The sequence below is a fragment of the Proteus sp. TSJ240517 genome (genome assembly GCF_047921575.1).
Classification (GTDB): Bacteria; Pseudomonadota; Gammaproteobacteria; order Enterobacterales; family Enterobacteriaceae; genus Proteus.
The window spans coordinates 326,447-348,852 of sequence record NZ_JBLRMH010000001.1 but is presented as its reverse complement, the minus strand read 5'-3'; the positions used below and the strand labels follow the sequence as shown (position 1 = coordinate 348,852).

19 protein-coding genes are annotated in these 22,406 nt (G+C 38.0%); 12 read left to right on the top strand and 7 right to left on the bottom strand.

Features of this window, described 5'->3' with window-relative positions; translation table 11 throughout:
* Position 1: 1 nt before the first annotated feature.
* The 3 genes from kdpC to kdpA are packed head-to-tail and all read right to left on the bottom strand — an operon-like array spanning position 2 to position 4,381.
* Positions 2 to 598 (bottom strand): potassium-transporting ATPase subunit KdpC, encoded by a 597-nt coding sequence (kdpC, locus tag ACNARN_RS01650; RefSeq protein ID WP_102086679.1) that lies wholly within the window; start codon positions 596 to 598, stop codon positions 2 to 4.
* 10 nt (positions 599 to 608) lie between these two features.
* Entirely contained in the window at positions 609 to 2,666 is a 2,058-nt protein-coding gene (gene kdpB, locus ACNARN_RS01645; RefSeq protein ID WP_102086680.1) for a potassium-transporting ATPase subunit KdpB, read from the bottom strand.
* An 11-nt stretch (positions 2,667 to 2,677) separates the two neighbouring features.
* The gene (gene kdpA / locus ACNARN_RS01640; RefSeq protein ID WP_416304056.1) at positions 2,678 to 4,381 is read right to left on the bottom strand and encodes a potassium-transporting ATPase subunit KdpA; all 1,704 of its coding nucleotides are present in this window, start codon (positions 4,379 to 4,381) and stop codon (positions 2,678 to 2,680) included.
* 297 nt (positions 4,382 to 4,678) lie between these two features.
* Between kdpA and ACNARN_RS01635 the strand changes: the two genes are divergently transcribed.
* Together ACNARN_RS01635 and ACNARN_RS01630 are read left to right on the top strand one after the other, a co-directional pair.
* The gene (locus ACNARN_RS01635) at positions 4,679 to 5,338 is read left to right on the top strand and encodes a DUF6088 family protein (protein WP_102086682.1); all 660 of its coding nucleotides are present in this window, start codon (positions 4,679 to 4,681) and stop codon (positions 5,336 to 5,338) included.
* Positions 5,313 to 6,365, top strand: coding sequence for a nucleotidyl transferase AbiEii/AbiGii toxin family protein (locus tag ACNARN_RS01630; RefSeq protein WP_102086683.1), 1,053 nt, complete (start codon positions 5,313 to 5,315; stop codon positions 6,363 to 6,365). The genes ACNARN_RS01635 and ACNARN_RS01630 overlap by 26 nt, the downstream gene beginning before the upstream one ends.
* 76 nt (positions 6,366 to 6,441) lie before the next feature.
* On the opposite strand, the gene dmsD is transcribed toward ACNARN_RS01630, so the two are convergent.
* The 4 genes from dmsD to dmsA form a co-directional block, all read right to left on the bottom strand.
* The gene (gene dmsD, locus ACNARN_RS01625; RefSeq protein ID WP_102086684.1) at positions 6,442 to 7,053 is read right to left on the bottom strand and encodes a Tat proofreading chaperone DmsD; all 612 of its coding nucleotides are present in this window, start codon (positions 7,051 to 7,053) and stop codon (positions 6,442 to 6,444) included.
* A 175-nt stretch (positions 7,054 to 7,228) separates the two neighbouring features.
* Positions 7,229 to 8,086 carry a DmsC/YnfH family molybdoenzyme membrane anchor subunit gene (locus tag ACNARN_RS01620; protein WP_368887652.1) on the bottom strand — a complete coding sequence of 286 codons (858 nt, stop codon included), beginning with the start codon at positions 8,084 to 8,086 and terminating at the stop codon, positions 7,229 to 7,231.
* A gap of 1 nt (position 8,087) precedes the next feature.
* The gene (locus ACNARN_RS01615) at positions 8,088 to 8,705 is read right to left on the bottom strand and encodes a DMSO/selenate family reductase complex B subunit (RefSeq protein ID WP_023582154.1); all 618 of its coding nucleotides are present in this window, start codon (positions 8,703 to 8,705) and stop codon (positions 8,088 to 8,090) included.
* Between the two features lie 11 nt (positions 8,706 to 8,716).
* On the bottom strand, positions 8,717 to 11,155 hold the full coding sequence (gene dmsA / locus ACNARN_RS01610; RefSeq protein ID WP_102086686.1) for a dimethylsulfoxide reductase subunit A: 2,439 nt from the start codon (positions 11,153 to 11,155) through the stop codon (positions 8,717 to 8,719).
* A gap of 677 nt (positions 11,156 to 11,832) precedes the next feature.
* Between dmsA and ACNARN_RS01605 the strand changes: the two genes are divergently transcribed.
* From ACNARN_RS01605 to ACNARN_RS01560, 10 genes are all read left to right on the top strand, one after another.
* The gene (locus tag ACNARN_RS01605) at positions 11,833 to 13,203 is read left to right on the top strand and encodes a sucrose-specific PTS transporter subunit IIBC (protein ID WP_198632145.1); all 1,371 of its coding nucleotides are present in this window, start codon (positions 11,833 to 11,835) and stop codon (positions 13,201 to 13,203) included.
* Complete coding sequence (locus tag ACNARN_RS01600) at positions 13,204 to 14,610, top strand: sucrose-6-phosphate hydrolase (protein ID WP_198632144.1); 1,407 nt, start codon at positions 13,204 to 13,206, stop codon at positions 14,608 to 14,610.
* 63 nt (positions 14,611 to 14,673) lie between these two features.
* Positions 14,674 to 15,684 carry a substrate-binding domain-containing protein gene (locus ACNARN_RS01595; protein WP_198619491.1) on the top strand — a complete coding sequence of 337 codons (1,011 nt, stop codon included), beginning with the start codon at positions 14,674 to 14,676 and terminating at the stop codon, positions 15,682 to 15,684.
* Between the two features lie 89 nt (positions 15,685 to 15,773).
* Positions 15,774 to 16,487, top strand: coding sequence for an AzlC family ABC transporter permease (locus tag ACNARN_RS01590; RefSeq protein ID WP_226892290.1), 714 nt, complete (start codon positions 15,774 to 15,776; stop codon positions 16,485 to 16,487).
* Positions 16,484 to 16,798, top strand: a complete 315-nt coding sequence (locus ACNARN_RS01585) for an AzlD domain-containing protein (RefSeq protein ID WP_075673103.1) — start codon at positions 16,484 to 16,486, stop codon at positions 16,796 to 16,798. The genes ACNARN_RS01590 and ACNARN_RS01585 overlap by 4 nt, the downstream gene beginning before the upstream one ends.
* A gap of 313 nt (positions 16,799 to 17,111) precedes the next feature.
* On the top strand, positions 17,112 to 18,356 hold the full coding sequence (locus tag ACNARN_RS01580) for a PfkB family carbohydrate kinase (protein ID WP_102086690.1): 1,245 nt from the start codon (positions 17,112 to 17,114) through the stop codon (positions 18,354 to 18,356).
* Positions 18,356 to 19,300, top strand: coding sequence for a tripartite tricarboxylate transporter substrate binding protein (locus tag ACNARN_RS01575; RefSeq protein ID WP_102086691.1), 945 nt, complete (start codon positions 18,356 to 18,358; stop codon positions 19,298 to 19,300). Before ACNARN_RS01580 ends, ACNARN_RS01575 begins: the two co-directional genes overlap by 1 nt.
* A 31-nt stretch (positions 19,301 to 19,331) precedes the next feature.
* Positions 19,332 to 19,769: a tripartite tricarboxylate transporter TctB family protein gene (locus tag ACNARN_RS01570; protein ID WP_102086692.1), complete on the top strand. Its 438-nt coding sequence runs from the start codon at positions 19,332 to 19,334 to the stop codon at positions 19,767 to 19,769.
* A gap of 15 nt (positions 19,770 to 19,784) precedes the next feature.
* On the top strand, positions 19,785 to 21,275 hold the full coding sequence (locus tag ACNARN_RS01565) for a tripartite tricarboxylate transporter permease (RefSeq protein ID WP_416304055.1): 1,491 nt from the start codon (positions 19,785 to 19,787) through the stop codon (positions 21,273 to 21,275).
* Positions 21,276 to 21,410: 135 nt separating this feature from the next.
* Positions 21,411 to 22,406, top strand: a complete 996-nt coding sequence (locus ACNARN_RS01560) for a dihydroxyacetone kinase subunit DhaK (protein WP_416304054.1) — start codon at positions 21,411 to 21,413, stop codon at positions 22,404 to 22,406.

Below are 22,406 nucleotides of genomic sequence, written 5' to 3'. Positions count from 1 at the left end.
TTTATTGAACACTCACTCTTTTGTGTTTTTCTGCACTTAATCTATCAAGTGCCTGATTAAGCTTAAAGACATTAATCACAGGCTCACCTAAAAATGAGATTAATGGTGTTGTCGTATTCTCTTTTATTAATTGCTTAATCTCATCTTTAGTGAGTTGACGAGAGTGTGCAATATTTTCAACTTGGTAATAGGCCGCTTGTAATGAAATATGAGGATCAAGTCCACTCCCTGATGCGGTCACTAAATCAACAGGAACAGCCTGATCATTATCAACCGCTTTTTGCCACATTTGAACGCGTTTCGTGACCTCATTAAGCAATAATGGATTTGAAGATGCTAATTGGCTAGCGCCTGAAGCCATGCTGTTATAGGGCATTTCTGACGTCATTGATGGACGACTTTTAAAATAATCATCCCGTGTAAATTGTTGCCCAATAAATTCAGATCCAATGAGCTTGTTATCTTGATAAACCAATGAACCATTCGCTTGCCATGGGAAAATAAGATTGGCTAATCCTGTAACAAGCAAAGGATAGGCGAGTCCGGTTATTAATGTGAGTAATAATAACATTACTAAGGATGAACGAAATAGATGCATATAGAGCTCCTTAAAACCCAATAAACGCTAAGATCATATCGATGATTTTAATGCCAATAAAAGGGACTAATAATCCGCTGATCCCATATAAAGAGAGGTTACGGCGCAATAATGAATGCGCAGAAACAGGGCGATAATGCACACCTTTAAGGGCAAGAGGGATCAAAAAGACAATGATTAAGGCATTAAAAATAACTGCAGATAGCATGGCAGATGCTGGTGAATGTAAGTTCATGACATTAAGCATGTTGAGCTGTGGGTAGGTGACAGCGAAAGCCGCAGGAATAATGGCGAAGTATTTGGCGATATCATTGGAAATACTAAATGTGGTTAAAGCGCCCCGTGTCATTAGCATTTGTTTACCAATATGCACAACTTCGATTAATTTTGTTGGATTAGAGTCTAAATCGACCATATTTCCCGCTTCTTTGGCAGCTTGAGTGCCTGAATTCATGGCAACAGCGACATCCGCTTGTGCCAAAGCTGGAGCATCATTAGTACCGTCACCCGTCATTGCGACTAATCGACCTTCTGATTGATATTGGCGAATTAATGCCAGTTTTGCTTCAGGTGTTGCTTCAGCCAGAAAATCATCAACACCAGATTCTGCTGCGATAGCCGCCGCCGTAAGATGATTATCACCGGTGATCATGACGGTTTTTATACCCATTTGGCGAAGTTGAGCAAAGCGCTCTTTAATTCCACCTTTCACAATATCTTTAAGTTCAACAACACCTAAAATTTTCTGATTTTCCACTACCACCAGCGGTGTTCCTCCGGATCTCGCTACTTGCTCAACTATCGCGGTGACTTCATCAGGAAAATGGCCGTGACTGACTTCAATATGGCGACGAATAGCATCAACGGAACCTTTGCGGATCAAGCGTTCTCCTAAATTGACACCACTCATTCTTGTCATTGCAGAGAAGGGAATAAAAGAAGCTCCAATTGACGCTAAATCACGTTCGCGCAAATTAAAACGCTGCTTAGCGAGGATCACAATACTTCTGCCTTCGGGCGTTTCATCTGCAAGCGAGCTTAATTGTGCTGCATCAGCAAGTTGTTTTTCGCTAATACCCGAAAGAGGGATAAAACGAGAAGCTTGACGGTTACCGAGTGTAATCGTGCCTGTTTTATCAAGAAGTAAGACATCAACATCACCGGCGGCTTCAACAGCACGCCCACTGGTTGCAATCACATTGGCATCTAACATGCGGCTCATTCCCGCCACACCAATTGATGAAAGCAAGCCGCCAATCGTTGTGGGAATAAGACACACCAACAAAGCAATTAAAGTGACAACAGAAATAACCTCACCATGACCTTGAAATTCGACAGCAAACACACTAAATGGATAAAGTGTTATACAAGCCAATAAGAAAATCAGCGTCAGTGCAGTTAATAAGATGGTCAAAGCAACTTCATTCGGCGTCTTTCTACGCTTTGCACCTTCTACCATTCCAATCATGCGGTCGAGAAATGAATTACCTGCCTCAGCAGTGCAGCGAATAATCAGCCAATCTGACAATACTCGAGTGCCACCAGTCACAGAAGAAAAATCGCCACCTGATTCACGAATAACAGGTGCTGATTCACCCGTAATCGCACTTTCATCAACAGAAGCACCACCTTCAATGACTTCACCATCACAAGGAATAGTTTCGCCAGCGTTGACTAAAACGATATCACCTTTATGCAATGAGAAAGAGTCAACGGTTTCTTTCGAGGCATTAATGTCTGCATGATGTAAACGTATCGCTTTGGATTGTTGTTTAGCACCTCGTAAGCTAGCAGCTTGTGCTTTGCTTCGACTTTCTGCTAATGATTCAGCGAAATTGGCAAATAGCAATGTCACCCATAACCAAAACATGACTTGTGAAGTAAAGTGATTATCATCAGGAAGATAACCTAACAGCGAAGCAATCCAAATTCCGGTAGTTAAGAGCGCACCCACATAAACAATAAACATAACGGGGTTACGCCATTGTGCTTGAGGCGTACATTTTTTTATCGCATCAAAGAAAGCCGATATCACAGTTTTTCTGTCAAATAGTTGAGTTTTTTTCATGATACGTTTCCTTATTTAGCCCAGAACAGCTGTAAGTGTTCTGCAATAGGGCCAAGTGCTAATGCCGGAACAAAAGTTAAAGCGCCGATCATTAATACAGTGAGGATCAATAACAAAATAAATAGCGGTGAAGTGGTAGAGAGTGTTGCTAAGCTTTCTGGCTGACGCTTTTTCACGGCTAAACTACCTGCGATAGCTAAAACAGGTAACATGACACCAAAGCGACCAATCAACATGGAAAGCCCTAATAATAGATTGTAAAAAGGTGAGGTGGCATTAAGCCCAGCAAAAGCACTACCGTTATTATTAGCAGCAGAAGTAAAGGCATATAACACTTCACTAAAGCCATGAGGACCTGGATTTAAAATGGCTCCACGACCAACATCAGTAAATAAGGCGAGGGTTGTACCTAATAAAACAACGGCAGGAGAAATTAAAATAGCAACCGCTACCCATTTCATTTCGGCAACACCAATCTTTTTACCAAGGTATTCAGGTGCTCGACCAACCATTAATCCAGCGATAAACACCGCTAATAATACATAGAGGATCATGCCGTAAAATCCTGATCCTACACCACCAAATACCACTTCTCCTGTTTGCATTAACCACATTGGCACCATGCCACCTAAAGCGGTTAACGAGTCATGCATGGCATTAACTGCACCACAAGATGCTGCTGTTGTGACAGCAACAAAAATAGCGCTACCTATTATTCCAAAGCGCGTTTCTTTGCCTTCCATATTCAACGAGCTATCTGTACCAGCAAAGATAAATTCTGGATTTCCTTGCCATTCAGCCCAAGTGACCACAATAACAGCAACAATAAAAATAAACGTCATAGCCCAAAGTAAGGTATGACCTTGGCGCTGTGCTCCACTTAAACGACCAAAGGCAAAACATAAGGCAGTAGGAATAAGAAATATGGCAAGTATCTGCAAGAAGTTACTTAATGATGTTGGATTTTCGTAAGGATGGGCAGAGTTTGCCGCGAAATAGCCACCGCCATTTGTTCCTAACAATTTAATGGCTTCTTGAGAAGCAACTGGCCCCATAGGTAACCATTGTTGTTGACCATCAAGACCTTGGCTTAATACCGCTGGGTGAAAGTTTTGTATTACCCCTTGGCTGACAAATAACAGTGACCAAACAATTGATAAAGGGAGTAGGACATATAATGTAATGCGCCCAATATCGACCCATGCATTCCCTAATGAGGAACAAGAGGACTGTGTTAGCGCTCTAATTAAAACAAAAGCGACAGCAATACCCGTTGTTGCAGATAAGAAGTTTTGCACCGCAAGCCCTGTCATTTGGCTTAAATAACTCACTGCGGTTTCACCGCTGTAAGCTTGCCAATTAGTATTAGTGATAAAGCTAATTGTGGTATTTAACGCTAAGTCCCAATTCATATTAGATGCAAATTGAGGGTTTAAAGGTAAATAGCCTTGGTTAAGCAGTATGACAAATAATAGAATTGCGCCCATTAAGTTAAAAATAAGTAGGGCAAGCATATAGTGATACCAGCTCATCGGCTGGATTGCTTTTCCTGCGGGCTTAAAACCACAACAACGCCAAATAACATGTTCGGTTTGAGTAACCCAATGAGGTAAGTCACCTTCAATAAGGCGAGCTAAATAATGTCCAAGCATTTTCCCCATCACTAATAATGTGATCAGAAAAACAGCAAGATAGATCAACATCGTTGTTGCCATTTTTAAAATGCCTCTGCGTGGAATAACACATAGATAAGATAAGCAGTGAGCAAAACAACTAACGTCACAGCACCGAATATCAGCATCAGAACAATCCTTTTACTATTTAGATTGAGTGAGCGTACTGAATGGGCTGTAAAGATGTTGATAAAAGAGAGGTGAGAAGTGTAAAAAAAGTATAAAAATAGCTATTAATAAAACACATTAATAACTGTCATAACATGACAAGTTAAACTGTCAACTAATGACAATACTTTGAACTTTATATATGCTTTATATACAGAAATAGGAGGAGTTATGAGGATCAATATTGCACATTCAGTGCGTCAATATGTTACCCATCAACGATTCGGAAAAGTATTTACTTTTGAGCAAATTATTGATCGTAAAAAATTGATATCTAAAGCTAATGCAGTTTCTGCAGAGATGGTTAGGCTAATGTCTGAAGGTGTTGTTAAGCGAGTGGGTAAAGGAACTTATTATCGCCCTAAAGTATCACGTTTTGGCGAAATTCCCGTAGATCCTGAAGAGGTTATTAAAACAATAACATCAACCAAAAAAGCAGAGTATGTATTGGCATCAACTTCAGCAATGAATGCTTTAGGTTTAAGTACACAATTACCTATGGTGTATAAATATTTTGTCACAGCGAGAATAAGAACAGATTTTTATCATCTACCAATAAAACTTGAATACAAAGAATCTTTGGGTAAATTTACTAAGCACCTTCATATTCAAAATATTGACGATCGTAAAAATGCATTACTGTTATGGTCATGTTTAACTGGCCTTAATGCAAACAATTTTGAAAAATATGAAGATAAGATCCACTATATATTTATTTCATTATTATCGTTAGATGCTCAACAAGCATTCTTGCAAGCACTTCCTAAATCTATGGAATGGATTACGGTAAAATTAGAAAATAAAAATGAATCAATTTATTCAATTAAGTAATAAAGAGCGAGAAGAGGCATTATTAGCAGCATCCTTATCTCATTCAGAAAAATTACCAGCATTTATCATTGAAAAGGATTTTTGGATATGTCAAATATTAAAAATCATCTTTACTGTCATTGAGCCTAAATTAGGATGTGTAGAACCTGCATTAATATTTAAAGGTGGAACGAGTTTATCAAAATGCTTTAATCTAATAAATAGAATGTCTGAAGATATTGATCTCTCTTTTTCATTAGAGCTATTAGAGTGTAGCAATACTGTTCCAAACAATAATGCAAAGAATAAGATTATCGATTCATTTATTTCCTATATGGCTAGGAAATCTAAAATGTTTGTTGAGGAAATATTAACTCCAGAATTAAAAAATAACCTTAGTTTATTAGATAATAATATTAGAATTGAAATAGAGAGTCAGTTTCCTCTTAACCTAGCTATTTATTATCCACAGAGTTTGCCAAAAGAACATTATGCTAATAAAACAGTGAAACCTCGCGTTCTATTAGAAACAGGCGGTCGTTCAAATAATCATCCAATTGAACATATACATATTAACCATATGCTGGGTGATTGTATAAGTTTTTTTAAAGAAGAGAAATTTAATGTTATTGCATTAAAACCAGAAAGAACAGTTGTAGAAAAAATGTATGCTACTCATGAACTCATTCTTAAAAGTGAAAAACGAAATGGCGTTAAATTAGCTAATAAATATGCGCGTCATCTTTACGATATTTGGATGATTTATGAAAACGATAAAGAAAATTGCTTTAATATAAAGCTACATAGAGATAATTTAATTTTCCAAAGGCTATTTTACAGAAAAAGCCAAGATGCATGTTGTCCTAAATTTAGTGGGAAATTTAGATTAGTGCCTACAGGTGAGCTATATAAATTATATAAAAAAGATTGGAATAATATGGACGATCTTTTTCCAAATGCTCAGTTGCCTTGGGGGTTTGATGAAATGATAGAAAAAATGACAGTGATTGAATTAGAATTAAATAAAAGATTAAATAAATTTCTATAGCTCTTAAAATAATAAACCAGCCATTAAGGCTGGTCTATCTATTAGTAACGCTATTTTGTTATTAGTAAAACAGTTATTAGCAAAATAACTGTTTTTCAGCAGGGGTGATATTTAGCAGAGATTGCCAGTTTTTTAGCGTTAATGTCGCCAGCATAGCTAAACCTTCATAATAAGGGAATGCACCTTGCAGAGATAACTTCTCTAAATAACGATAAGCCCACGGCAGAAGGTGTTCTGCTAATAGCTCATTTAATTTTTCAGGACGAGTTTCTGCAATCCATGCCACCATCATCACCATTAAACCAAAATGATCTTCAGGTTCATTTTGAGTTAACGCAATATCAATGCCATTTTCTAGCATCCATTCACGTAGATCTAATGTTGAATTACCGAATAATACATTTTCATGATCAAGGTAAACAGAGCCCCAAGGTGGCGCAGGCAGTGCGTAAGGGCCAACAAATAAACGTTGATATGCCTGTGCTAAAGTTTCTTCCGCTAATGCAGTTTGTGAAAGAAGGTTAGCAATGCGTTGCTTTTCTTCATCACTGCCATAAGGCCATTCTTCAACCCACTTTTGACTAGACAGCAGCTCGACAATGTCACTTTTCTCAGTAGGTGCATAATAAAAAGCCGCGCCTAAAATACGGGCAGTGAGAGAAATATCAGTAATAAGTTGTTGTTCCATAATATTTTTATAATCCGCTTAGATTTATTGTCTTTACTATATGCGATTTTCTATCTAAACATAATGACGAAGATTAAAAAAGAGCGATACCGTAATATAAAAGGAAAACCGCCATAACAGATAAAAAGAGTGTGCTTTTTAACTATTACAGCGGTTTAGAAGGGTGAGAAATTAATTAACCCACTACTGCCATGCCGACAGTCATATGTAAACCATAGAACACGCCGCGTCCTATAAACTCACCAGCAAACACTAAAATAAAGCCCAATGTTAACAAAGCAATCGAAGGGTTATTTTTACGTAACAGTGGGGCAATCCAACAACTCAAGCCTAAGACTAAAGCCACTAATTTAATCCCCATCAAAGCTCCATAGTTAGGGACTAAATCCACCGCTTTTTGCACAGAGGTTTGAATAGAACCTAATTCAAAACCTTGTGATGTTGCCACAATAGCACTCACAAGAATGGCGATAACACTGAGTAATGGCAATGCACTGACACAGTTTAGATTAAAACCTGCAATACGCATTAAGAGTGCCGCTAAAATAGGACCACAGATAAAGGCCGTTAGCACAAAATTAAATGTGGTATAGCTGTTATACCAAGTCGGAACAGTATCAATTTGGTATACACGAGAGATAGCCGTAATAAATAATGCAGCTAATACCATAACCAGTGCGACCCATAATTTGCCTAATGCAACAGGCATTTTATTAAGTACAGCCAGTAACCAGTAAATACCTCCCAGCGCAAAGAAAATTGAACCGCTAGCAATTTCATTACTTAATGATGAATGACCCAAACGAAGTAATGAGTTAAATGCGCGTAATGGGGTTCCCATATGCATCATGGATAATAAGAAGCCAATACCCATTAATGCCCAGAGTCCAAACATGCTGTAATGCACTTTTCGGTTCATTTCTGCGGAAAGCTTACCCGAAAGGATAGCGCACCCCATAATAATAAAGGCACCCGCAACACTTTGGCCGATAACAGTAAAAAACATTAGTGGCCATTCATGCAATCCCACCATCTTACACCTCCTCTGGGTTTGCCAGATGACCAGTGGTATCACCCACAGGACGGCTATTGGCATTTAATTTAAGGACAATATTTGGTTTGGTGTATTTTGCTGAAGGAAGTGGTGCAATTTCAGCTAAATCACCATATTTAGCGCGTAACTCTTCAATAGGTGCCATATCTAATGCACGCAGTGGACAAGATTCGACACAAATAGGTTTTTTGCCTTCAGCCACACGTTCATAGCAACCATCACATTTGGTCATATGACCTTTGACTTCATCAAATTGCGGTGCGCCGTAAGGGCAAGCCATATGACAATAACGACAACCGATACAAATATCTTCATTAACAACAACAAAGCCGTCTTCACGTTTATGCATCGCGCCACTTGGGCAAACTTTGGCACAAGCTGGATCGTCACAGTGGTTACACGAAATAGATAGGTAATAAGCAAACACGTTTTGTGTATAAACGCCATCTTGCTCAGTCCAATCACCACCCGCATATTCATAAATACGGCGGAAATTCACTTCAGGGGATAAATTTTTAAAATCCTTGCACGCCAGTTCACAGGTTTTGCAGCCGGTGCAACGACTTGAATCAATATAAAAACCATATTGCGTTGACATAACCAGACTCCTTACGCCTTGACGACTTCAACAAGATTACTGTGAGAAGGATTACCCTTAGCGAGAGGTGAAGGGCGTTGTGTCGTTAACACGTTAATACTACCTGCGTGATCAATTCGATTACTGTCTGGGTTATACCAAGCACCTTCGCTTAAGCCGACAACGCCCGGTAAAATACGAGGTGTGACTTTCGCATTGATCCGAACTTCACCACGATCGTTATAAATACGCACTAAATCACCGTGTTTGATACCGCGTTTAGTAGCATCAACAGGATTGATCCATATTTCTTGAGGGCAAGCTGCCTTTAAGACATCAACGTTGCCATACGTTGAGTGGGTGCGTGATTTATAGTGGAATCCTGTCATTTGTAATGGATATTTTTCCATTGCTGGATCGCCATAGCTTTCAAAACCAGCAGAGTAGATAGGCAGTGGATCAATCACATCGTCAGACGCGAGTTCCCATGTCGCTTTAATGTCGGCAAGTTGAGAAGAATAAATCTCAATTTTACCTGATGGCGTTGTTAATGGGTTGTTTTCAGGATCTTCACGGAATTTACGATAAGCAACGTGATGACCTTCAGGATCGCGTTTTTTGAAGATACCTTGAGCACGGAATTCTTCAAAAGTCGGCAGTTCAGGTAAGTTTTGACGAGATTGCTCATAAAGGTGACGTAGCCACTCTTCTTGTGTTCGGTTTTCAGTGAATTTTTCACCCACCCCCATGCGTTTTGCAATTTCGCTTGTCATTTCATAGATATTACGGCTTTCAAAGCGAGGCTTGATTGCCTGATCAGCGAAAATAACATAAGCCATATTACCTGCTGATGCATCCATACAGAAATCCATTTGTTCTGATGCTGTGCAATCAGGAAGCAGAATGTCGGCATACTTAGCAGATGCTGTCATATGGTTATCGATCACCACAATCATTTCGCATTTTTTATCGTCTTGCAAAATGTCATGAGTACGATTGATTTCAGAATGTTGGTTTACTAAGCAGTTGCCCGCGTAGTTCCATACCATTTTGATTGGTACATCAAGTTTGTCTTTACCACGAACACCGTCACGGGTTGCCGTCATTTCTGGACCACGTAAAATGGCATCTGTCCACATAAACATAGAAATGCTGGTGGTAACAGGGTTAGTAAAGGTTGGCATACGAACAAAAGGAATACTGTAAGAGCCTTCACGAGCGCCAGTATTACCGCCGTTAATTCCCACATTACCTGTTAAAATAGAGAGCATTGCGATAGCACGAGAAGCAAGCTCACCGTTAGAACGACGTTGAGGACCCCAGCCTTGTGTAATATAAGCAGGTTTCGCTGTTGCGATTTCACGGGCTAATTTAACAATGCGTGAAGCAGGAATACCAGTGATCTGCGCCGCCCACTCAGGCGTTTTTGGCTGACCATCTGCACCATTACCTAAAATATAGGCTTTATAGTGGCCATTTTTTGGCGCACCCTCTGGCATAGTGGTTTCATCGTAACCAACACAATATTTATCTAAGAAAGGCTTATCAACTAAGTCTTCTTTGATCATGACATAAGCTAATGCATTAACTAATGCAGCATCTGTTCCTGGACGAATTGGGATCCATTCATCTTCACGACCAGCACCCGTATCGGTATAGCGTGGATCGATGATAATCATTCGTGCATCAGATTTTTCACGAGCTTGTTCAACGTAATAGGTGACACCGCCACCACTCATACGGGTTTCACCCGGATTATTACCGAACATTACGACAAGTTTGGTGTTTTCAATATCTGAAGGGCTATTACCATCTGCCCAACCACCATAAGTATAATTTAAGCCCGCTGCGATTTGCGCCGTACTATAGTCACCATAATGATTCAGATAACCGCCACAACAATTCATTAAACGTGCAATTAATGTTGCACCTGGTGGCCAAGACTTCGTCATGGTGCCACCTAATGTTCCTGTACCGTAGTTTAGATAAATAGATTCATTACCATAATCTTTGATTAAACGTTTCATGGTATCTGAAATAGTATCAAACGCTTCATCCCATGAAATACGTTCAAATTTACCCTCACCACGTTTACCTACACGTTTCATTGGATAACGTAAACGGTCTGGGTTGTAAACACGGCGACGCATAGAACGACCACGTAAACAAGCACGCACTTGATGTAATTCTTCGTAGACATCATTGCCCGTGTTGTCGGTTTCAACGTATTTAATTTCACCATCAATCACATGCATACGTAATGGGCAACGACTACCGCAGTTTACAGTACATGCGCTCCACACGACTTTTTCGCTATTCGTTGTTGGTTTTGTTTCCGAGGCAATGGCTTGATGAAAGGGGAGTGATAATCCACCTGCGGTTATCGCTAAACCACCCGCTGCACCTGTTTTTACAAAACGACGGCGAGATAAGGGAGTGGAAAGTAACGCCATCTCTTTGATGTTTTTCATACATTACTCACTTGATTATTAAAATTTTAAGAAAAAACAGCAGCTAATAAGCTTATAAAGAAATAATGATTGTTATTGTTGTTAAAAAATAAGCACTTTAACGTAGGCAATAAAACCCAACTGTTAATGTGGATACTACGTATTTCCTGAAAGTTGTAGTTGCTTTACATCAAAGAAAAGTGATTTATTACAAGCGTTACCAGTTTTTAAGGTTATCTTAAGTTTTTGTATTGGTTATATTTAATCATTTGATTAACAACCTTTATATAAATAAATATATAACGATTAGTTAAGTTTTTGGATGTTATCAGTAACATTTATTAAGCCTGCTTACTTGTTTATATCTATATGATTTTGTTGGTTCAATAGTCATTTTTATTCATGCTTAACTATCATTTTTAGGGGCTATAATTATCTAACAACTAATTAACCCATTTAGCTAAACAAAAATTAAAGATAGTTTAGCTTTTCGTTGTTTTTAATTATTTAAAAGAGTCAAAACATGATTAATAAACGTGCTTTTTTGTAATTAAGATCACAATTAAACGACCTTTACCTGAGTTTTTATTGCTATCTTGAATTGATTTTTATTTAATCCAATTGTTAGCTAAACCGTTTTAGTTTTCAATTAAACTAAATACTCGCTACATAAATAAAAAAGAATGACAGAGGCTATGATGAATATTGAAAAAGTTGCTCACCAGCTTGTGCCTTTATTAGGTGGTGCTGAAAATATCGCAAGTGCAGCACATTGCGCTACGCGCTTAAGACTTGTTCTTGTTGATGACTCAAAAGCAGATAAAGAGGCAATAAATAAATTAGAGGGTGTAAAAGGGTGTTTTAGTAACGCTGGGCAAATTCAGGTCATTTTCGGCACAGGGTTAGTTAATAAAGTACATGCTGCATTTATTGCTGCCGCAGGTATTAGTGAATCTAGTAAATCTGAGGCTGCAAATATTGCGGCTAAAAAGCTCAATCCATTTCAACGAATAGCTAGACTGCTTTCTAATATCTTTGTCCCTATTATTCCTGCCATTGTAGCGTCAGGCTTATTAATGGGATTGCTGGGATTAATGAAAACTAACCAGTGGGTAAGTCCCGATAATGCACTCTATATCATGCTTGATATGTGTAGCTCCGCGGCTTTTATTATTTTGCCCATTCTTATTGGTTTTACTGCTGCAAAAGAATTTGGCGGAAATCCTTATCTTGGCGCGACATTAGGCGGAATTTTAACGCATCCAGCCTTAACTAACGCGTGGGGGGTTGCAGCTGGATTTAATACCATGAATTTTTTTGGGTTAGAAGTCGCCATGATTGGCTATCAAGGAACTGTTTTCCCTGTATTACTGGCAGTTTGGTTTATGAGTGTACTGGAAAAACAATTACGTAAAGTTGTTCCTAATGCACTTGATTTAATTATCACGCCATTTTTAACCGTTATTATTTCAGGCTTTGTTGCGTTATTAGTGATTGGACCTGTCGGTCGTCTTTTAGGTGATGGTATTTCATTAATACTAAGTACGTTAATTACGCAGGCAGGTTGGATTGCAGGGCTTATTTTTGGTGGTCTTTATTCTGTTATTGTTATTACAGGAATACACCATAGTTTCCATGCAGTCGAAGCTGGATTATTAGGGAATCCGAATATTGGCGTAAATTTCTTATTACCTATTTGGGCGATGGCTAATATTGCACAAGGAGGAGCCTGTATTGCCGTTTGGTTTAAAACCAACGATGCGAAAATTAAAGCTATTACGATCCCATCGGGTTTCTCCGCGATGTTAGGTATTACAGAAGCGGCAATTTTCGGGATTAATTTGCGTTATGGTAAACCTTTTATTGCTGCACTAATTGGAGGTGCTGCTGGAGGCGCTTGGGTTGTTGGCTCTCACGTTTATATGACCGCTGTTGGTCTTACCGCTATTCCGGGTATTGCGATTGTACAAGCGGGTTCAATTATTAATTATGTTATTGGTTTAGTGATCGCATTCTTAACAGCTTTTGTTCTTTCTCTTTTACTGAAATATAAAGTGGAGTCTGCATAAATGACAAAAAGCGAAGGATTATCTGCAATTTTACAAGCGGTTATGCGTAATAGTGCTAAAGCTGCAAAAGATAAATACTATCCGCGTTGGCATTTAGCGCCAATAACTGGGTTATTAAATGATCCCAATGGGTTTTGTTTTGATGGTAAGTATTATCATCTTTTCTATCAATGGGCGCCTCTGTCTTGTGAGCATAAAAATAAATGTTGGGGGCATTGGCGTTCAAAGGATCTTATTACTTGGCAACATCAACCTATTGCTTTATTGCCTGATGAATTTTATGACAAAGATGGCTGTTATTCTGGCAGTGCTGTGATCAATCAAGGACAATTAACGCTTTGTTATACCGGAAATGTAAAATTTGATGATGGCTCTCGCACTGCATGGCAGTGTTTAGCAGTTGAAAATCAGCAGGGTGGTTTTGATAAGTTAGGGCCTGTTTTAGGGCTCCCTGAAGGTTATAGCGGACATGTTCGTGATCCTAAAATTTGGCAACACAACGATAAATGGTACATGGTGTTAGGGGCGCAAACGTTAGATAAACAGGGTAAGGTTTTACTTTATCGCGGATCTCACTTATATCAATGGCAATTAATAGGCGAGTTAGCAGGAAGTCATTTAGGTGGGTTAGATGATGTGGGTTATATGTGGGAATGCCCAGATCTCTTTGAACTTAGTGGACACTTTATTTTATTAACCTGTCCTCAAGGAATAAAAAAAGAGCAATATCGATTTTTAAATTCGCACTCTAGTGCTTATTTAATGGGCAGTTTTGATTATTCAACATTGCAGTTTCAACATGGTGATTTAATCGAACTTGATGCAGGTTTTGAGTTTTATGCGCCGCAAACCACACAAGTTAATGGTAGGCGTTTATTATTTGGTTGGATGGGGGTTCCTGATGGAGAGGAAATGTATCAACCGACCATTGCTAATGGCTGGATACATCAAATGACCTGTCCTCGTGAATTACAAATAAGCGAAGGGCAACTTTATCAGCAACCCGTAAAAGAATTACAGCAACTCAGACAAAATGTACAATATTGGCAAGGCATTGCAGATGATGCGCCTGAAATTAACGGGTTTTGTGTTGAATTAGAGGTGGAATTAATAGACTCTCTCTTAATTCAATTCTCTGATTCACTTGAATTAACCATTGAGAATAATCAAGCAATATTAAAACGTCGTAGTGTTAAAAATGGTGAATGGCAATCACGTTTCTGGTCTGGTGATATAAAACATCTTCAAATATTATGTGACAGTTCGAGCGTGGAGATTTTCTTTAATCATGGTTTGGGTGTGATGAGTAGTCGTTTTTTCCCTTCAGCAAAACAGATCATTAATTTTTCGGGTAAAAACACAATAAAGCTAACAACTTGGCAATTAAATGATGCATTGTTTAGTTAAATAAGATTAGATAAACAATAAATTAATTTAAATTCAGCAAATGCAGCCTTAAGTAAAATAATAGTGAAAAAACAAAAGCGTACGACTATTACAGATATTGCAAAACTAGCAGGTGTATCAAAAACAACAGCTAGTTTGGTATTGAATGGCCGAGGTAAAGAGATGCGTGTTGCTGATGACACCATTGCGCGTATTACCTCTATTGCCCAACAATATCAGTATCAACCTAACATTCATGCTCGCTCTTTACGTGATAATCGCAGTTATGCATTGGGATTGGTTATTCCTGATATTACTAACTACGGATTTGCCTCAGTGGCTTATGAACTAGAAATATTATGTAGAGAAGCGGGTATTCAGCTACTTATTTCCTGTACGGATGAAAATGCGGCTCAAGAGACTCTTGCAATAGAACATTTGTTATCACGACAAATCGACGGTTTGATTGTGGCTTCTTGTTTACAAAATGATTTTGAATATCAGCGCTTAAGTAAACAAATTCCCGTTGTGTTATTTGACCGTTATTTTGACGGTACAACATTACCTTTTGTTGTCACAGATTCAACTACCACGACACAACAACTTATTGCGGAGATTGCTTCAACAAAAGGCATTGATGAATTTTACTTTTTAGGTGGACAATCAACGATTTCACCCACAAAAGATCGCCTTTTAGGTTTTACGCAAGGGCTTTCTCAAGCCAATATTAATTTGAAAACAGAGTGGATCATTCACGGGCACTATCATCCAAGTTCAGGCTATGAAATGTTCGGCTCTTTATGTGCGTCTTTAGGTCGTCCACCCAAGTTTGTTTTTACTTCAGCCTGCGGTTTGCTAGAGGGTGTATTACGGTATTTAAGCCAAAATAAAATCATGCAAGATGATGTTTATTTAGCAGGCTTTGATGATCACTATCTTTATGATTCATTATCGATACCAATAGATACTATTGCACAAAATAATCCTGAATTAGCCTCTCACTGCTTTCGACTCATTATGGGATTAATTAACCAAGCAAATTTAGAAACTCACCAAATTTTTGTTCCAGCAAAAATACACCAACGACATAAATAAGATTGAGCAATTTTATGCAATATCATTTATCTTTACTGACTGATAATTATTCTCTATAGAATTAATGTATTAAAAGTGAAGACAGGTAAATGGAAAAAATCAAAAATAATAATGAAGATAGGCAAGTAATGCGTGCTTTTGGCCTTGGTGCTTTGCATGTTTTACCTTTATGCCTTGCGGTTATTCCTTGGGGAATATTAGCGGGATCAATGGCCGTTGATGCAGGATTAACCTTTGCACAAAGTGTCGGAATGTCTGCAATTATATTTGCAGGGGCGGCGCAATTGGTGACATTAGGATTAGTGGTTTCTGGTGCGGGAATGCTGACCATTATTGTTTCTGTCTTTTTTATTACAGCTCAGCATCTTTTATACGGACTAACCTTACGTCCTCATGTTGCCCATTTAAAATGGTATCAACGCATTACAATAGGTTTTTTATTAACGGATGAACTTTTTGCTGTTTCAGCACAACCTAAAGTAAAACTCACACCCGCTTATATGATAGGTGCGGGATTATGTTTTTATTTAGCGTGGGTTGCCGTTAGTATTGTTGGTATTATTATGGCAAGCCAAGTTTCTGATTTATCTCGTTATCATCTTGATTTTTCTATTGTTGCCACGTTATTGGCAATTGTTATTCCGTTAATAAAAACATTTAGTACATTAGTAGGCGTTATTGTCTCTTTTTGCCTATCTATTATTTTCAGCTGGTTGAATATAGAAGGTGGCGTAGTGATTGGTGGATTAACAGGCATGTTTATTGCTGTTTGTGTTGCTAGAGCCAGAGGAGAACAAAAATGACATGGTCGTTATTATTAATTTTGGCACTCGTCATTTTTATGTTGCGTTATTTCTTTCTTGAACCGGCGATCCCCGTCAAATTACCGTCTGTGATCAGACAGGCATTAGGATATTCTGCACCTTGTTTATTAACTGCAATTTGTGCACCCATTGTGCTGTTAGAAAAAGGCGAATTTAAAGGTATTCTAGATAATCCTTATCTTTGGGGAACCTTATTATGTGTAGGATTAGCGCTTAAAATACGTAATACCTTAGTGGTCGTGTTGCTGACATTAGTGGGCTTTTATCTGCTTAATGCTTTGTTAAATTAAATACCAAGGTGATTTTATTTAACATGGTATTTACATTTTAAAACTATCACATCTGTAATAATCTAAGTTATTATTTTATCAGCCGTTCTTGAACGGCTGATTCTACCTCTCTTTTCTAAATCTCCATTCATTATTCGACTCGTTTCACCTCTCATTTTTAACGTATGCCAATTGATGTTGTGTTAAAAAAATGTGATCTAAATTGCTTTGATTTGGTTTTGCTTCTGTTTTTGGTTTTTTGTTTTGAATACCATCGCAGAATCACTGACCTAATCTCCTTATTCTCGTTATCAATGATACGGAGGCACTTTATATGTTTTCAGAAGAACGGCGACAGGAAATTTACACCATCATCAGAGAACAAAAGAAAGTTAAAGTGGCTCAGCTTGCGGAAAAATTCAGTGTCACATTGGAAACTATTCGCAGTGATTTGAAATACCTCGAAGGAGAAGGGTTGATCAAACGTTGTCATGGTGGCGCCATACTAGGGAAACAAGAAATTAAAAAAATAAGTAAATTTAGTGATAGTTTTGATATTTCATGTTTATTGCACGATTTATTAATCGTGAGAGAACGTAAAGATAGAAAGCCAGAAGGCAAAGTCTGTGTACTTGGGTCATTTGTGGTAGATATTATTGCCAATGTCGATTCTTTTCCAAAAGTCGGAGAGTTAATTAACTCTAAAAGCAATTCGATAGGTCCTGGTGGTAAAGGAACAAATCAGGCAATGGCTGCCAGTTTTTCTGATGCGAAAGTGCATTTAATAACAAAAGTTGGTGAAGATCATTTTAGTAAATATGCATATAAATATTTACAAGAAAGTGGAATTGATTCTTTCACTATTTTTCAAACAGAAATAGAGCCAACAGGCAGTTCAATTAGTTATTTAGCAGATAAAACACAAAACAATATTACAGCGACTTATTTAGGTGCGAACAATACATTCTCTGAGCAGGAGATTGATATTTCTTTGCCTTATGTAAGTGAGGCAGATGTGTTATTGCTCCAAGGTGAAATTAATATAGAAGCCAATATTAAAGCAGCGATGTTTGCAAAGTCTGTTAATAAAATTATCGTACTTAATGTTGCACCTTATAGCGAAGATTTAAAGCAACTTTATTCCACTCTTGATTTTATTACGTTAAATGCAAATCAAGCATCACACTGGGCTGACATTGAAATAAACGATATTAAAGACGCAACACAAGCGATTAACGTTATTTCAGGTGATGAAAATAAGAAAGTCATTATCTATATGGATGAGCTTGGTGTGGTCTATTTTGACGGACGCGCCACTTTTCATATTCCCCCTATGCCATCGTTACGAGTGGATACGATGGCAGCCACGGATGCTTTTAATGGCGCATTTGCTTCAAAAATAGCGGCAGGAGGCACAATGCATGAGAGTGTATTATTTGCCAGTGCTTTCCTCTCTGCATTTATAGAACAAAAAGGCGTAACAGCAATGCCTGTACTTTCTCAGGTTCAGGCTCGCCTTAAATCAAGGCTCGAAGATATTCGACCACAAATAATCTGCAATGAGAAAAGGTGCATATAATGAAAAAAACACTTCTGGCATTTACCCTATGCAGTTCCATTTTTACACTTCCAGCTTTTGCTCAATATCCAGAAAAGCCGATTACTATTATTGTTCCTTGGGCTGCGGGAGGTAATACTGATACTGTTGCACGCCTAGCGGCTAAAGGGCTACAAGAAGAATTAGGCGTGACCGTTAATGTGGTAAATAAAACTGGAGGTAGTGGTGTTGTAGGTCATGATGCCATTAAAAATGCAAAACCCGATGGTTACACATTAGGTATTGCAACGGTTGAAATTACCATGATGCATCATCAAGGAATGACAAATTTAACTTATCAAGATTACACACCGATTACACGTCTTGCCGTTATTTATGGTGGATTACAGGTTGGGAAATCTTCACCATTTAAAAATGCACAGGAAATTATTGATTACGCAAAAGCAAATCCGGGTAAATTAAAAGCATCTGGCAGTGGGTTAAATTCAATCTGGCATCTCAATACTATTGGTATGTTGCGTGCCGCAGGATTGCCTGATAACGCCATTCGCTTTATCCCATCTCAAGGTGCAAGTGCTGCATTACAAGAGCTTGCTTCTGGTGGTGTTGATATTGTGACCTCTTCATTAGGTGAGGCAGACAGTATGGTAAAGGCAGGATTAGTGAAGCATATGGCAATCATGTCAAATGAGAAATCGGCTTTTTATCCTGATGTACCATTATTTAAAGAAGCCACACCTTATAACTGGGATTTGCAAGCATGGAATATGCTAGTTGCGCCAAAAGGGCTAGATAAAGAAGTGCAAGATAAACTCACGGCTGCAATGAAAAAAGTGTATGCATCTGGTGAATTAGCCGAGTTTGCAAATAAACAAGGATTTGAAGTGATCGAGCTATATGGAGATGATGCCACTCAATTTATGGCCAATGAAGATAAAAAGTTTGGTGAAATTATAAAGAAATAACTGAGGAAACGGCTGAACAACAGCCGTTTTTATGCCTATGCTAAATCGTCATATTCTATCGCTAATATTTTGCTGCTTTGGTTTATTTCTTATTGTTTATAGTGCGTATTCATTAGGTGATTTTAGTGAATATGGCGCCGCATTTATGCCTTCTATTATTGGCGGTGGCATGATTATATTTTCATTAATAGATATATTTTCACGCAATCAAGAAAGTGATATTCCATTAGTTTCATGGCATGAAATAAAATTTGTTTTATTAATTATTGGAATTATTCTTTTTTATGTTTTTGTATCAGATTATCTAGGTTTTATTTTAACAGGATTAATTATTACCGCCCCGTTAATGATAAAGTATGCAACAACAAAACCTATATACAGTTTTATTATTTCAGCCAGTGTGGTGTTAGGTGTGTATTACTTATTTACCGCTGTACTGTTAGTACCGCTACCTCAGCTATTTTCATAAATAGAGAACAACAGTATGGATATATTAATTAGCGCACTTGCTTATATTGATTACACAATAATACTTGTCGTTATTGGTGCTTGTTTATTTGGCTTATTTGTTGGTGCAATTCCTGGATTAACATCAACAATGGCTATCGCATTAATGGTGCCATTTACTTTTTTTCTTGATCCCATTCCTGCATTAGCCTTAATGATTTCTGTTGGCGCGTCTTCTATATTTGCAGGTGATATTCCTGGTGCTTTATTAAATATCCCGGGTACGCCTGCATCAGCGGCTTATACCAATGATGCACACAGCTTAGTTAAAGAAGGTAACACCAACCGTGTATTAGGTATGTCGTTAACAAGCTCTGTGATTGGTGGCGTTATTGGTACAATTATATTAGCGTCAACAGCGCCAGTTTTAGCTGAGTTTGCTTTAAAATTTAGTTCTTATGAATATATGTGGTTGTCTTTAATTGGGCTTAGCTGTGCAACTATTGTTTCAGGTTCACATATTAGAAAAAGCTTATTAGCACTGTTCTTTGGTATTGCATTATCCACCATTGGTTATGATGAATTTACAGGGCAAGCACGCTTTACTTTCGGTGAAGTCTCTTTAATGCAAGGTGTAAGTTTTATTCCAGCAATGATAGGATTATTTGCAATTTCCGGTGCAATTAAATATTACGTTGAGCGTTGGAAAGAAAAGCAAATCACGCTAAGTGAAGTGAATGCTGAAAATAATTCTTACAATATTTTTAAAGGGATTGGTGGTGTTGTTCGCCAGCGTAAAGGCGGCATTTTCCGTAGCGGAATAATAGGAACATTAATTGGTGCTTTACCCGGTGCGGGTGCCGATATTGCGGCATGGATCTCTTATGCCGTTTCAAAGAAACTCTCTAAAAACCCAGAAAAATATGGTCATGGTTCTGAAGAAGGTATTGTTGATGCTTCAGCAAGTAATAATGCAAGTTTAGCGGGAAGTTGGATCCCATCTTTAGTATTTGGAATTCCGGGCGATTCTGCTGCTGCAATTATTATCGGTGTCTTGTATATGAAAGATATGCAACCAGGACCAACACTATTTTTATTCAACCCTGATAAATTGTATGCTGTCTTTATTATTTTCTTTATTGCTAATTTAATTTTATTACCGATTGCTTTTATTGTTGTCAATTTATTGAAGAAGATCGTTGCTATTGATAATGCAATTATTTATCCAGCAATTATCTTATTTAGTCTCGTAGGCTCTTACGCAATTACTAATACGATGTCTTCTATTGTTGTTATGTTAGTAATGGGTGTTATCGGCTATTTCCTTCAAGAACGAAAATTCCCAATATCACCCATTATTTTGGGCATGATCTTAGGGCCAATGTTAGAAAAGAATTTACTTTCATCATTAATGAAGTCAGATGGTGATTTTATTAATTTTGTTAATAGACCTATTTCGATGATATTAGCCAGTGTGTTTTTATTCATTGTTATTATGCAAATTAGAGGTGCGTTTAAAGCTAAATAAAGCCTCGTTTATTTATAAACAATTATTTAAATAAAGATGCTTTTTAAGTATCAGGGAAAACTCATCTTAAATAAACGAAATGATTTTTTTAAGATGATAAAAATCAGCAGATAAATAAAAATATCGGGTGATCACATGAAAAAAATATTAAATAAGCCAGAAAATTATGTCGATGAAACATTAGCAGGCTTATGCCTTGCTCATGGTGATATTTATCGTCAACCACAGCCAAGATTGATTACTCGTTCGAAAAAAGCCAATAAGCCCAAAGTGGGTATTGTAACGGGTGGCGGGTCGGGTCACTTACCTGTATTTACAGGATATGTCGGTGAGGGCTTATTAGATGCAGTCGCCGTAGGCGATGTTTTTGCTTCACCTTCAGCCGATTTAATGGCAGATGCCATTCGTGAAGCAAACAGTGGCTTAGGTGTATTGTTACTTTATGGCAATTATGGTGGCGATATCATGAATTTTGATATGGCGACCGAAACTGTCGATTTTGAAGATGATATTCGTTGTACAACCGTTTTAGCTACTGACGATGTGGCTTCAGCAAAACCAGAAGAAGCGCACAAACGCCGTGGTGTTGCTGGAATGATCTATGGTTTTAAAATGGCGGGCGCCAAAGCCGAAGAAGGTGCAACACTTGATGAAGTCACGCGTGTTGCTCAAAAAACCATGGAAAATACTCGAACCATTGGTTGTGCGCTGACATCTTGCACCTTACCCGCAGTAGGACATCCTACTTTTGAAATTGGTGACGATGAAATGGAAATGGGGATGGGTATTCACGGTGAACCGGGAATTTGGCGTGATAAATTACGCAACGCAGATGATATTGCACAAGAGATGTTTGATCGCTTACAGACAGAATTATCATTAAAAACAGGAGATAAAGTCTCTGTATTAGTTAACTCTTTAGGCGCAACACCATTAGAAGAGCTTTATATTCTGTACAACAAAATTGCACAGCTGATTGATAAAACAGGTGCAACAATTGTGCATCCGTTAGTTGGACGTTATGCCACATCCATGGAAATGACCGGTGCAAGTTTAACATTATGCAAATTGGATGATGAGCTAGAAGCCTTGATGAATGCACCGGCTCATTGTGCATTCTGGAGGGTATAG